This window comes from Nonomuraea sp. ZG12, assembly GCF_052068115.1.
GTDB lineage: Bacteria > Actinomycetota > Actinomycetes > Streptosporangiales > Streptosporangiaceae > Nonomuraea.
The window spans coordinates 740254-752914 of sequence record NZ_JBQHCW010000001.1 but is presented as its reverse complement, the minus strand read 5'-3'; the positions used below and the strand labels follow the sequence as shown (position 1 = coordinate 752914).

12 protein-coding genes are annotated in these 12661 nt (G+C 70.6%); 6 read left to right on the top strand and 6 right to left on the bottom strand.

The window, feature by feature from the left end:
• Positions 1-4: 4 nt before the first annotated feature.
• From cydD to ACTMTF_RS03505, 6 genes are all read left to right on the top strand, one after another.
• On the top strand, positions 5-1732 hold the full coding sequence (gene cydD / locus ACTMTF_RS03530; protein ID WP_441109184.1) for a thiol reductant ABC exporter subunit CydD: 1728 nt from the start codon (positions 5-7) through the stop codon (positions 1730-1732).
• Between the two features lie 8 nt (positions 1733-1740).
• Entirely contained in the window at positions 1741-3450 is a 1710-nt protein-coding gene (gene cydC / locus ACTMTF_RS03525) for a thiol reductant ABC exporter subunit CydC (protein WP_441109183.1), read from the top strand.
• 89 nt (positions 3451-3539) lie between these two features.
• A complete protein-coding gene (locus ACTMTF_RS03520) occupies positions 3540-4163 on the top strand; it encodes a hypothetical protein (RefSeq protein WP_441109182.1) in 624 nt (207 codons plus the stop codon).
• Positions 4160-4483, top strand: coding sequence for a transcriptional regulator (locus ACTMTF_RS03515; RefSeq protein ID WP_441109181.1), 324 nt, complete (start codon positions 4160-4162; stop codon positions 4481-4483). Before ACTMTF_RS03520 ends, ACTMTF_RS03515 begins: the two co-directional genes overlap by 4 nt.
• A complete protein-coding gene (locus tag ACTMTF_RS03510) occupies positions 4480-5361 on the top strand; it encodes an ABC transporter ATP-binding protein (protein WP_441109180.1) in 882 nt (293 codons plus the stop codon). The genes ACTMTF_RS03515 and ACTMTF_RS03510 overlap by 4 nt, the downstream gene beginning before the upstream one ends.
• Positions 5354-6094: an ABC transporter permease gene (locus ACTMTF_RS03505; RefSeq protein ID WP_441109179.1), complete on the top strand. Its 741-nt coding sequence runs from the start codon at positions 5354-5356 to the stop codon at positions 6092-6094. The genes ACTMTF_RS03510 and ACTMTF_RS03505 overlap by 8 nt, the downstream gene beginning before the upstream one ends.
• Positions 6095-6170: 76 nt before the next feature.
• Here the strand turns inward: ACTMTF_RS03505 and ACTMTF_RS03500 are convergent, their stop codons facing one another.
• The 6 genes from ACTMTF_RS03500 to ACTMTF_RS03475 form a co-directional block, all read right to left on the bottom strand.
• Positions 6171-7397: a S1C family serine protease gene (locus tag ACTMTF_RS03500; RefSeq protein ID WP_441109178.1), complete on the bottom strand. Its 1227-nt coding sequence runs from the start codon at positions 7395-7397 to the stop codon at positions 6171-6173.
• A 191-nt stretch (positions 7398-7588) separates the two neighbouring features.
• Positions 7589-9124, bottom strand: a complete 1536-nt coding sequence (locus tag ACTMTF_RS03495; RefSeq protein WP_441109177.1) for an AMP-binding protein — start codon at positions 9122-9124, stop codon at positions 7589-7591.
• Between the two features lie 103 nt (positions 9125-9227).
• Entirely contained in the window at positions 9228-9809 is a 582-nt protein-coding gene (locus ACTMTF_RS03490) for a hypothetical protein (RefSeq protein WP_441109176.1), read from the bottom strand.
• Positions 9810-9943: 134 nt separating this feature from the next.
• Positions 9944-10780, bottom strand: coding sequence for a MetQ/NlpA family ABC transporter substrate-binding protein (locus tag ACTMTF_RS03485; RefSeq protein WP_441109175.1), 837 nt, complete (start codon positions 10778-10780; stop codon positions 9944-9946).
• Between the two features lie 9 nt (positions 10781-10789).
• Positions 10790-11446 (bottom strand): methionine ABC transporter permease, encoded by a 657-nt coding sequence (locus ACTMTF_RS03480; protein ID WP_441109174.1) that lies wholly within the window; start codon positions 11444-11446, stop codon positions 10790-10792.
• An 82-nt stretch (positions 11447-11528) separates the two neighbouring features.
• Positions 11529-12479 carry a methionine ABC transporter ATP-binding protein gene (locus tag ACTMTF_RS03475; protein ID WP_441109173.1) on the bottom strand — a complete coding sequence of 317 codons (951 nt, stop codon included), beginning with the start codon at positions 12477-12479 and terminating at the stop codon, positions 11529-11531.
• Between the last annotated feature and the right edge of the window lie 182 nt (positions 12480-12661).

The window sequence follows — 12661 nt, the reverse complement described above, 5'->3', positions numbered from 1 at the left end:
ACATGTGCACAAGGACCTCCTGCGCCTCATGCGGGCCGAGCAGTCGGTACGCCGCCACCTCGCCGTCACCTTCGTCGCGGCGGTGGCGGCGGGGCTGCTCGTCCTGGTGCAGGCCGAACTCCTGGCCGGGGTGCTGTCGGGCCGATTCGCCGCCGTCGCGCTCGCGGGGGTGGCCGCGGTGGTCGCCGTGCGGGCGCTGCTGGCGTGGACGCAGGGCGTGTACGCCGGCCGCACCGCCACCGGCGTCAAGTCCGCGCTCAGGCACCGCCTGCTGGCCCGGCTTCAGGAACTCGGCCCGGCACGCGCGGCCGGGCACCGCTCGGGCGAGCTCGTCACCCTCACCGGGCGCGGCCTCGACGGCCTCGACGCCTACCTGACCGGCTACCTGCCCGCGATCGCCGTGGCCGCGGTGATCCCGGTCGCGGTGCTCGTCCGCCTGTTCGTCGCCGACCTGGCCAGCGCCGTCATCGTGCTGGTCACCCTGCCGCTGATCCCGATCTTCGGCGCGCTGGTCGGCATGACCACCAAGGCCGTCACCGAGCGGCAGTTCCAGGCGCTGTCCCGGCTCGGCGGGCACTTCCTCGACGTGGTCCGCGGTCTGCCCACGCTGCGCGCCTTCGGCCGGGCCCGCTACCAGGCGACGGTCATCGAGCGGGTCGCCGACGCCCACCGGGGCGCCACCATGCGGACGCTGCGGGTGGCGTTCCTGTCGTCGCTGGTGCTGGAGCTGTGCGCGTCGCTGTCGCTGGCGCTGGTGGCCGTCCCCATCGGGCTGCGGCTGCTGGGCGGCTCCCTCGACCTGACGACCGCCCTGCTGGTGCTGCTGCTGGCGCCGGAGGCGTACCTGCCGCTGCGCGCCATGGGCACCCGCTTCCACGCGTCGATGGAAGGGGTGGCCGCCGCGGACGCCGCCTTCGCCGTACTGGACCGCGCGTCCGACCCCGGCACACCCGCCGCCGAGCCGGGCTCCGCGCGGGCGCTGCCGGACGGGCCGCCGCGCATCCGGCTGGAGGACGTGACCGTCCGTTACCCCGGCCGCGACGATCCCGCGCTCGAACACGTCACCCTCACCATCGAGCCCGGTGAGCGGGTGGCGCTGGTCGGCGAGAGCGGTGGCGGCAAGAGCACCCTGCTCCACCTGCTGCTCGGCTTCGTACGGCCGTCCGAGGGCAGGGTCCTGGTGGACGGGGCCGATCTGCGCGAGCTCGACCTGGACGGCTGGCGCGACCGGCTGGCGTTCGTGCCGCAGCGCCCGCACCTGTTCACCACCACGGTGGCCGGCAACATCCGGCTCGGCGCCCCGGCCGCGACACCTCAGCAGGTCCGCCGGGCGGCCACGGCCGCGCACGCGCACGACTTCATCGACGAACTCCCCCAGGGGTACGAGACCCAGGTCGGCGAGCGGGGCGCGAACCTGTCGGCCGGTCAGCGCCAGCGCATCGCCCTGGCCAGGGCCTTCTGCCGGCCGTCGGCACCGGTCCTGCTGCTGGACGAGCCCACGGCCCGGCTCGACGGCCGCAGCGAGGCGGCCGTGGTCGCCGCGACCGCCGACCTCTGCCACGGCCGCACCGCCGTCATCGTGGCCCACCGGCCGGCGATGATCGAGCTCGCGGACCGGGTGATCCGCCTGCACGAAGGCCGCGTCATCGCGGACACGACCGCCCACGGGATGAACGAGGAGCGAGCGGTGCTCCCGCGCACAGGATCGACGAGCACGGGGGGTGCGGCGTGAATCGGCGTATGGGGTGGCGGCTTGTCTGGGCCGTGCTGGCCGGGGGCGCGGCCGACCTGGCCGGGCTGGGGCTGATCGCGGCGGCCGCCTGGCTGATCACCAGGGCGGCCGAACAGCCGCCGTTGGCGGCGCTCAGCGTGGCGATCGTGGCCACGCGGGCGTTCGCCACCAGCAGGGGCGTATTCAGGTACGCCGAGCGGCTCACCGGGCATGACGTGGCGCTGCGGGCCCAGGCGGACACCCGTGAGCGGCTCTACGCCTCGCTCATCACGCCCCGGCGGCCCAGGCACGGCGGGGCGGACCTGCTGAGCCGGATGGTGGACGACACCGAGGCGGTGCAGGACCTGCTCGTGCGCTGCCTGCTGCCCGCCGCTGCCGCCGCCATGGCGGGGCTGGCCGCGGTGGTCGTCGGGCTGACGCTGCTGCCCGTCTCGGCGCTGGTGCTGGCCGCCGGGCTGGTGGTGGCGGGTGTGCTGCTGCCCGCAGGGACGGCCACGGCGGCGCGGCGCTGGTCGGCCAGGATCGCGCCGACCAGGGCCGAGCTGGCCGGCCGGGTGGCCGATCTGGTGCACGGCTCGGCGGACCTGGCCGCGTACGGCGCCGGCGACCGCGCCCTGGCCGACGCGATGGCCGCGGACGAAGGGCTGGCCGTGCTCGAACGACGCCAGGCTCGCGTGCATGCCGCGGCCCTGGCGGGCGGCACCCTGGTGCAGGGCCTGACGGTGGCCGCGATCGTGCTGATCGCCCAGAACGCGGGCGTGGGCACGGTGGCCACCGCCGTGCTCGCGCTGACGGCGCTGGTGTGCTTCGAGCCCGTCCTGCCGCTGGCCGCCGCGGGCGAGCGCCTCGCGGGCGTGCTGGCCGCCCTGCGGCGGCTGCGCGAGGTCCGGTCCGCTCCCCCCGCGATCACCGAGCCGACCACCCCGGTCCCTCCCCCGTCGTCCCCCCTGACCGTCGAGATCGACGATCTGGTCGTACGGCACCCCCTCCGGACCCCGCTCGGCCAGGAAACTCCCGCGCATGAACCGGCGGAGGGCAGGGCGGCCGTCGACGGGGTGTCGCTGACGTTGGCGCCGGGGAAGCGGGTCGCGCTGGTGGGGCCGAGCGGGGCAGGGAAGAGCACGGTGCTGGCGGCGATGATGCGGCTCGTCGACCCCGAGTCCGGAAATATCAGGATCAACGGGGTCGACATCAGGGACATGGCCTCAGATGAGGTTCGAGCACTGATGACCGGCCTGACCCAGGATCCGTACATCTTCCAGACCACGCTGCGCGACAACCTGCGCCTGGCCGGGCCCGAGGCGGGCGAGGAGGACCTGCTGCGCGCCGTACGGGATGCCCGTCTCGATCACTGGGTCGAGCGGACCGGATGGGACGCCGAGCTGGGCGAGGACGGCAGCACCGTGTCCGGCGGGCAGTTGCAGCGGCTGGCGCTGGCCAGGGCGCTGCTGTACGACCCGCCGGTGCTGCTGCTGGACGAGCCGGCCGAGGCGCTGGACGAGGAGACGGCCGACGCGCTGATGGCCGACCTGCTCGACGTGACGCACGATCGCACCACGCTGCTCGTCACGCACCGGCTCAAGGGCCTGGAGCAGGTGGACGAGATCGTCGTCCTGGAGGAGGGGCGCGTCGTGCAGCGCGGCCACCACGACGAGCTGGTCGGGCGGCCGGGTTACTACCGGGACCTGTGGGAGTCGGAGGCGCTGACCCGCCGCTGAGCCGGGAACCATCCGCGCGACCCGCTCGTTGGCTTGGCATGACAGACTGGTTTAAAGTACAAACCAGTTTGCGGCCGAGAGGATTCGCCATGACAGACGACGGAGAGCAGCCTCCCACCCCCGAGGACACCCTCCGCCTCATGGAGGAGCAGCGGGCCGCCACCGTGCGGGCCCTGAGCGGCGATCCCCTGCTGCTCTACGCGCCGTGGGGCATCGCCTGGCTGCTCGGGTTCAGCGCGTTCTTCCTGCATTACGGCCTCGACGGGGTCTCCTACGCGCCGATCAGCCAGATGCAGGCGCTGAGCGTGCTCATGGGCGCGCAGCTGGTGGCGGGGGGCGTGGCGGCGTTCGGGATCGTCCGGATGGCCGGCGTGATCCGGGGCGGGACCTCGGCCAAGGGCGCGATGTTCGGCTACGCGTGGTTCGGCGGCATGGTCCTGATGTCGGTGATCGCGATCCGCTTCAGCCCCATGCTGCCCCCGGCCGAGACCGGCCTGTTGTGGGCGGGCATCTCCCTCATGGTGGTCGCCGTCCTGTACATGGCCGGTGGCGCCATCTACCACAACTGGCCGATGTTCTTCATCGGCGTCTGGATCGCGGCGGTGGACGCGCTGGGAGTGATTCTCGGCCCCGGCTGGCACGCGCTGCTGACGGCCGTGCTGCTCGGCGGGGGGCAGATCGCGATCGCGTGCTGGCTCAGGCGGCGCCCGTGACGGCGGACCACGCGCTGCCCGAGCTCGACCCGGTGATCCACGCCCAGGCCCGGCTGCGCGTGGTGGTCACGCTCAACACGCTCGCCGACGGCGACGAGATCGCCTTCCCCGTCCTGAAGGACCTGCTGGGCATGACGGCCGGCAACCTGTCCGTCCACCTGTCCAAGCTCGAGGAGGCGGGCTACGTGCACATCACCAAGACCCACAAGGGCCGCACCCCCGTCACCTTCGTCGCGCTGACCAAGCGCGGGCGGCTGGCCCTCGAGGACTACACCAAGGCGATCCGCGCCCTACTCGACTCCGCAGGAGGCACGTCATGACAGTCCTCGCCCAGACGGTCGAGGTGACCCGCCGCTACGGGAGCACGCTCGCCCTCGACAGCGTGTCCCTCGACATCCGCGCCGGCGAGCTGGTCGGCCTGCTCGGCCCGAACGGCGCGGGCAAGTCCACCCTCATCAACCTGTTCGTCGGGCTGCGTCGCCCCAGCTCCGGCAGGGTCGAGGTGCTGGGCGGCTCCCCCGCCGACCCGCTGGTCCGGCGCGGCATCGGCGTCACACCGCAGGAGACCGGCCTGCCCGAGGTGCTCAGGGTCGGCGAGCTCGTCGACTTCGTGTCCGCGCACTTCCCGGACCGGGCCGACAGGTCGGAGCTGCTGGACCGCTTCGACCTCGGCGACCTGGTCAAACGCCAGATCGGCGGCCTGTCGGGCGGGCAGAGGCGGCGGCTGGCCGTGGCGCTGGCGTTCGCGGGCAAGCCCCGCCTGGTCTTCCTCGACGAGCCGACCACCGGGCTCGACGTCGAGGCCAGGCGCGCGCTCTGGGACGGCATCAGGTCCTTCCACGCCGAAGGCGGCACCGTGCTGCTGACCAGCCACTACCTGGAGGAGATCGAGGCGCTGGCGCAGCGGGTGGTGGTCGTCGGGCAGGGCCGGGTGCTCGCCGACGACACCGTGCGGGCCATCCGCGACATGGTGGGCGTACGGCGCGTCTCCCTGGTCGCGGCCGAGCTGCCCGAGCTGCCCGGGGTGATCGCCGTCCACCGTGAGGACGGCCGCGTCCATCTGGTCACCTCCGACCCGGACCGGCTGGTCGTCGAGCTGGTGCGCAGCGGCACGGCGTTCTCCGGCCTGGAGATCAGGCCGACCTCGCTCGAGGAGGCCTTCCTCGCCATCACCGCCAAGGAGCCGTCCCATGTTTAGCCTGATCCTCGCCCACACCCGCTATCAGGCCCTGGAGCAGCTCCGGGTGCCGATCGGCCTGCTGGCCGGCACGCTGTTCCCGGCCATCTCGATGCTGGCGTTCGTGGTGCCGTTCGCCGGCGGCGACCCGCTCTCGGCGACGACCGCGACGGGGTCGATGATGCTGATCGGCGCGATGTCGTCGGCGCTGATGTCGCTGTCCATCTCGGTCTCGCAGGATCGCGAGCAGCCGTGGAACCCCTACCTCCGCACCCTGCCCGCAGGCCCGTTCCCCCGCTTCGCGGGCCGGATCCTGACGACCATGGGCATGATGGTCATCTCGGTGATCCCGGTGCTGGTGATCGCCGGACTGTTCACCGAGGCGACCATCACCGCGCCCCGGCTGCTGCTCGGGGTGACGGCGGTGCTGGTCTCATCGATCCCGTTCATGCTGATCGGCCTGTTCATCGGCTTCGCGATGCCGTCGAAGGCGGCCATCGCGGTGTCGCAGATCCTGTTCTTCCCGCTGGCCATCGTGGGCGGGCTGATGGTGCCTCTCCAGGTGATGCCCGCCTTCGTGGAGACCATCTCGCGGTTCGTGCCCAGCCGGGGCGCGGGCGAGCTGGTCTGGTGGCTGGCCGCGGGCGTCGAGCCGAAGACGCTGCCGCTGGTGGCGCTGGTGATCTGGACGCTGATCGCCGGGGCGGCGGCGGCCTGGGCCTACCGGCGTGACGAGGGACGCCGGTTCTCCTGAGAGCCGGAGAACCGGGGGGGTGTGCCGCCAAGTCCGCAGCGATCTCGACGGCACACCCGTCCGTGAGGGGGTCCTGTTATTTCTTCTCTTGGAGGGTCACGGTGGCGGAGCTCTCCTTACCGTCCCTCATATATGTGATCTGAACCTGTTGGCCCGGTTTGAAACCTCTGACCTGCCCAACAACGGTATCTCCGCCCTCAACCGCCTTGCCGTCGAACCGCGTGATGAGGTCGCCCTGCTTCAGTCCGGCCTTCTCCGCCGGGCTTCCGGGGGTCACCTGGCGGACCAGGGCGCCGGCCACGTCGCCGGTGGCATCGGCGACGCTCACGCCGAGGAACGCGTGGCTCACCTTGCCGCTGCTGATGAGCTGGTCGGAGACCTGCTTCGCGGTGTTGATCGGGATGGCGAAGCCGACGCCGATGTTGCCGTTGCTGCCGCCGTCCGTGGCGATGGCGGTGTTGATGCCGACCAGCTGGCCACCGGCGTTCACCAGCGCCCCGCCGGAGTTGCCGGGGTTGATCGCCGCGTCCGTCTGGATGGCGCCGCCGATCGTGGTGACCTCACTCGCGCCGGGCTGTCCCCACCCGGGCGGCGCCTGCTGCTGCTCGCCGCCGACGGTCAGCGTGCGGTCGAGCGCGCTGATGATGCCCATGGTGACGGAGCCGGACAGGCCGAGCGGGCTGCCCAGAGCCAGCACGGAGTCACCCACCTTGAGCGCGTCGCTGTCGCCGAGCGTCGCCGCGGTCAGCCCGGAGACGCCCTCCGCCCTGATGACCGCCAGGTCGGTCGCGGGGTCGGTGCCGACGACCGAGGCCTTGGCCGTCCTGCCGTCGTTGAACTTCACGCTCATCTCACCGCCCTGACCGGCGCCCACGACCACGTGGTTGTTGGTCAGGATCAGCCCGTCCTGCGACAGGACGACGCCCGACCCCTCCCCGGTGGACCCCTTGATCATCACGACCGAGGGCTGCACCTTGGCCGCGACGTCGGCGACGCTGAGCGGGTTGGAGGCCTGCTTGAACGTCGGGCTCGGGTTGCTCGCGGTGACCACCTGCGGCTGCTGGAACGCGGTGGCGACGGTGGCCCCCACGACGCCGCCGCCGATGGCCATGGCCGCCAGAGCCAGGCCCGCGACCGCCTTCTGCCGGACGGAGAAGCCCGGCTTGGACCGCGCGGGAGGCGGCGGGGGCGGTGGGCCCATGATCACAGTGTCACGCCGGGGGAAGCCCCCGGCGGAGGGCGGGGTGTCGCCGAACTGGCTCCACCCGCCTGCGCTCTGATCGCGAGGCTCGTTCGCGTTCATCTTCATCTCCTCAAGTCCCGATGACACAAGAGTGCCAAGTCCCGCGTAAGACCTGGTTAAGCGCTTGATCAGAGGGGGGTGAGAAGTCTGACGACAGCCTTATCACTGCAGGTAGGGGGCCGGTCACCGAGGGAGAATCGGCGGAGAAATTCTGCCGCCCGACCGGCTCTTGTCGGCGTGGCGCGGCCCGCCTAGGGGCGTGCGGGCCAGTATTCGTCCTTGAGCAGCCGTTTGTACAGCTTTCCCGTGGGATGCCGGGGCAACTCCGCACGGAAGTCCACCGACTTCGGGCACTTGTAGTGGGCCAGGCGCGCGCGGCAGTACTCGATCAGCTCCGCCTCCAGCTCCGGCCCCGCCTCGGCCATGGACACCGGCTGCACCACCGCCTTGACCTGTTCGCCCATCTCCTCGTCCGGTACGCCGAGCACCGCCACGTCGGCGACCTTGGGATGGACGCTCAGGAGGTTCTCCGCCTCCTGCGGGTAGATGTTCACCCCGCCCGAGATGATCATGTACGAGCGGCGGTCGGTGAGATGGAGGAAGCCGTCGGCGTCGAGGTAGCCGATGTCACCGAGGGTGGTCCACCCCCTGCCCAGAGGGTCCTGCACCGAGCGGGTCTTGTCCGGGTCGCCGTGGTACTCGAAGGTGATGCCGTTGTCGAAGTAGACGGTGCCGTGCTCGCCCGCCGGGAGTTCGGCGCCGTTCTCGTCGCAGACGTGCACGGTGCCGAGCAGGGAGCGGCCGACGGCGCCCCGGTGGGCGAGCCAGTCGGCGGAGTTCACGTACAGGAAGCCGTTGCCCTCGGTGCCGGCGTAGTACTCGTGGATGATCGGGCCCCACCAGTCGATCATCTGCTCCTTGACCGGGATCGGGCAGGGGGCGGCGGCGTGGATAGCGCACGTCAGCGACGACAGGTCGTACTTCTCGCGGGTCTCGGCGGGCAGTTTGAGCATTTTGATGAACATGGTCGGGACGAGCTGCGAGTGCGTCACCCGGTACTTCTCGACCAGGCGCAGATACTCCTCCGGGTCGAAGCGCTCCATGACGACGACCGTGGCGCCGAGCCGCTGGAAGGTCAGGCTGTAGCGCAGCGGCGCGGCGTGGTAGAGCGGCGCGGGCGACAGGTAGACGCTGTCGGCCGTGGGCGCGAACAGCCCCTCGATGAGCCGGTACAGCATGCCCGGCTCGGTGAGCGGCGGGTGCGTGAGTACCGGTTTGATGCCCTTGGGCATGCCGGTGGTGCCCGAGGAGTAGAGCATGTCGGCGCCCTGGCTCTCGTCGTCGATCGGGGTGGCCGGCTGCTTCGCCACCGCCTCCTCGTACGACTCGAAGCCGTCGGCGATCCCGTCCAGCATGAGGCGCAGCTCGACGGCGGAGGTGCCGGCGGTGGCGGCGGTCGCGACCTCGGCGAGATCGGCGCTGGAGATGAACACCCGGGCGCCGCAGTTCTGGATGATGTAGGACAGCTCGGCCGCCTGCAGGCGGGAGTTGATCGCGGTGTAGTAGAGGCCGGAGCGGTGGGCCGCCCAGGCGATCGCGAGGAAGAGCGGATGGTTGCCGAGCATGAAGGCGACATGGTCCCCCGGCCTCAGGCCGGCGGCGCGGAACAGGTGGGCCAGCCGGTTCGACTCCTCGTCGAGCCGGCGGTAGGTGATGACCTGGCCGGAGCCCGCCATGATCACAGCGGGCTTGTCCGGGCTGACTGCTGCGATGGCTCCGGGGTACATGACCGAACACTATTCTGCGCATCGGCGGATTCGCCAGAACCCCGTGCGCACGGCGAAGCCGCGACCTCGCCATCGAGGTCGCGGCTCCGTCGTGGATCATCGGTCAGGAAGCGGCGTGGTACACGCTCTCCCAGCCCGAGTGCCAGCCCTTGGGCGACCACTCGTTGCCCCGGCTCACGTTCACCGAGATGTGCTCGGCGTCCTTACCGGAGAACGAGAAGTGCTTCGGGAACTTGTGGCAGTTCTTGTACCGCTCGAAGTGCGTGGAACCGTCGTGCTCGACGATCTTGAAGGTCGCCCACGCACAGTCGTTCTTGCCCCACCACTTCTTGTTGTGGAGGTTCGCGTGCACCGTGTAGGTGTCGATGTGCTTCCACTCCCACACGTGTTTCTTGACCTTCTTCGGCACCCACTTGCACTTCAGGTCGCCGTTCTTCTCCCAGCAGACCTTCTTCTTGACCCAGAAGGTCTTCCAGTGGCCATCCTTGTACTTCTTCTGGTGGACGACGACGCTGCCGTTGGCGCGGGCCTTGCCGTCACTGGAGTGGTAGGAACCCCAGCTGTCGTAGGAGGACGCGGCGGCGGACGCGGCCGTCGTGGTCGTCGCGCTCGCGGCGGCGGGGGCGGCGATGGCGACGGAGGTGGCGGCGGCGACGCCGATCAGGATGCGGGTTGCGAATCGCACTTCGGGACTCCTCGGGAGAGGTTTTGCTGTGCTGTCCCTGTATTGATAAGCCGGACCAATTGCCCATCACTTACAAGTCACTAGAAACGGCCCAAAAACCCGTATTCCCGGCTTTTCCTGATCTTTCGCGATATTTACTCGGCGGCGATCACCGAGCCCGCGTACTTCTGCGCGATGAAGTCCTTGACTTTCGGGTCCTGCAGCAGCTTGCCCAGGGTCACGATATTCGCGTCCTTCTCGTGGCCGGCCGCCACCACCAGGCCGTTCACGTACGGGTTCCCCTCGGTCTTCTCCAGCGCCAGGGCCTGCGTGGCGGGCTTGAGTCCGGCCTCGATGGCGTAGTTGCCGTTGATCACCGCCGCGTCCACGTCGTCCAGCGAGCGGGGCAGCTGCGCGGCCTCCAGCGGCTTGAAGACGAGCTTCTTGGGGTTGCCCGCCACGTCCCGCTCGGTCGCGGTGGTGCCGGCGCCCTCCTTGAGGGTGACCACGCCGTTGTCGGCGAGCAGCTTGAGCGCGCGGCCCAGGTTGGTGGCGTCGTTCGGGAGAGCCACGGTGGCGCCCGCCGGCAGCGCGGCGAGGTCGGCCGACTTCTTGGAGTACAGGCCCAGCGGCTCCAGGTGCACCGGCGTGACGAAGCTCAGCTCGGTGCCCTTGGAGGAGTTGAAGTCGTCCAGGTACGGCTTGTGCTGGAAGAAGTTGGCGGCGAGCAGACCCTCCTCAAGCTGCACGTTCGGCTGCACGTAGTCGGTGAACTCGACGACTTCGAGCTTGATCCCGGCGGCGGGAGCCAGGTTCTTCTTGACGAAATCGAGGATCTCGGCGTGGGGGACCGGGGTCGCGCCGATCTTCAGCACGGTGTCCGCCGACTCGGCGGTGGTCGCGGGCCCGGCGGTGGTCGCGGACTGTGACGTGCCGCACGCGGCGAGCAACAGCGAGAGGGCAGCCGCGCCCACAAGACGATGAATTTTCATGATTTTTCCTTACTTATGCGATAGGCGCCGGGCGAGCAGATCGCCCAGGCTCTGCATGATTTGCACGATCACAATGAGCATCACGACGGTCACGATCATGACCACCGTCTCGAACCGCTGATATCCGTACCTGATGGCCAGGTCGCCCAGCCCGCCCCCGCCGATGGTCCCGGCCATGGCGGTGTAGCCGATCAGCGCGACCACCGTCACGGTCACCCCCGCGACGATCCCCGGCAGCGCCTCGGGCAGCAGCACCTTCCACACGACGGCGCCGCGACCGGCCCCCATCGCCTGCGCGGCCTGGACCACGTCCCTGTCGACCTCGCGCAGCGCCGTCTCCACCAGCCGCGCGAAGAACGGCACCGCCCCGACGGTGAGCGGCACCACCACGGCGGCGGTGCCGATCGTGGTGCCCACGACCAGCCGGGTGAACGGGATGATCGCGATCATCAGCACGATGAACGGCAGCGACCGTCCCACGTTGACGAGCACGCCGAGGACCGACTTGAGCACCGGCAGGGGCCGCAGCCCGCCTCGGTCGAACACCACCAGCGCCACGCCCAGGGGCAGGCCGAGCAGCACCGTGAAGACCGCCGCCCAGCCGACCATCACCCCGGTCTGCCAGGTGGCCTCCCACAGCAGGGGGGCCATCTCGTCCCAGGTCATCGGGCCCTGCCCGCCTTTCCGTCGGAAACCGTACCGCTCACGACGTCTCCGCTCATGACGTCTCCGCGAATGACGTGTCCGCTCATGACGTCTCCACCAGCAGGCCGCGCTCGCGCAGGTACGCCAGCGCGGACGAGACCTGCTCGCCCGAGAAGGCGACCCGCAGGCGGCCCACGGAGCCGCCGGCGAGGTCCTCGATCGAGCCACCCAGGATGCTGATGTCCACGTCGAACTTGCGCACCGCCTCCGACACCAGCGCCTGCCGGGGGTCGCCGGTGAAGGTGAGCGTGACCGAGCCCGCCGGGGCGGGATCGGGCAGCGGGAAGATCTCCTTGGTAAGCCGCGAGCCGGGCGTCCTGATGAGGTCGGCGATCGGGCCCGACTCCTCGACGCGGCCGCCGGACATGATGGCGACCGAGTCGCAGATGCTCTTGACCACGTCCATCTCGTGGGTGATCAGCAGAATCGTCAGCCCGAGCTCGGCGTTGAGCCGCCGGAGCAGGGCCAGGATGGACTGTGTGGTGCCGGGGTCGAGCGCCGAGGTGGCCTCGTCGGACAGCAGCACCGACGGGTTGCCCGCCAGCGCCCTGGCGATGCCGACCCGCTGCTTCTGGCCGCCGGACAGCTGGTGCGGGTGGTCGCTCCCACGCCCGCCGAGCCCCACCAGGTCGAGCAGCTCGCCGACCCGGCGCCGCCGCTCGGCCCTGGGCACGCCCATGACCTCCAGGGGGAAGGACACGTTCCCGGCGACCGTGCGCGAGGAGAGCAGCGCGAAGTGCTGGTGGATCATGCCGATGCGCTGGCGGGCGCGGTTGAGGTCCTTGCCGCGCAGCGCCGTCAGGTCCTGCCCGGCCACCGTCACGGTGCCGGCGCTGGGCCGCTCCAGCAGGTTGACGCAGCGCAGGAGGGTGCTCTTGCCCGCGCCGCTCTGCCCGACCACACCGTAGACCTCGCCCTGGCGCACACGCAGGTCGACACCGTCCAGTGCGACGGTGCCGCCGTACGACTTGCGCAGGCCGGAAACCTGGATCACGCTTTCTCCCCATGACTGACAGCGGCCACGAAGGGACCGCTGGAACGGACATAGTCGAAACGGGGGGAGTTAGCGCATGCCCGAGTGATAGGGCAGGTGGCTCAGCCTGCGCAGCACGAAAGAGGGTGTGATCATGATGGCCTTCGAGGGGTGCGGACGGTTCGGTCTAGCGGCGCATGGCG

Coding starts and splice junctions, on each gene's coding strand:
- cydC (WP_441109183.1), top strand. CDS start 1,741: ATGGGGTGGCGGCTTGTCTGGGCCGTGCTGGCCGGGGGCGCGGCCGAC.
- ACTMTF_RS03520 (WP_441109182.1), top strand. CDS start 3,540: ATGACAGACGACGGAGAGCAGCCTCCCACCCCCGAGGACACCCTCCGC.
- ACTMTF_RS03510 (WP_441109180.1), top strand. CDS start 4,480: ATGACAGTCCTCGCCCAGACGGTCGAGGTGACCCGCCGCTACGGGAGC.
- ACTMTF_RS03505 (WP_441109179.1), top strand. CDS start 5,354: ATGTTTAGCCTGATCCTCGCCCACACCCGCTATCAGGCCCTGGAGCAG.
- ACTMTF_RS03500 (WP_441109178.1), bottom strand. CDS start 7,397: ATGAACGCGAACGAGCCTCGCGATCAGAGCGCAGGCGGGTGGAGCCAG.
- ACTMTF_RS03495 (WP_441109177.1), bottom strand. CDS start 9,124: ATGTACCCCGGAGCCATCGCAGCAGTCAGCCCGGACAAGCCCGCTGTG.
- ACTMTF_RS03485 (WP_441109175.1), bottom strand. CDS start 10,780: ATGAAAATTCATCGTCTTGTGGGCGCGGCTGCCCTCTCGCTGTTGCTC.
- ACTMTF_RS03480 (WP_441109174.1), bottom strand. CDS start 11,446: ATGACCTGGGACGAGATGGCCCCCCTGCTGTGGGAGGCCACCTGGCAG.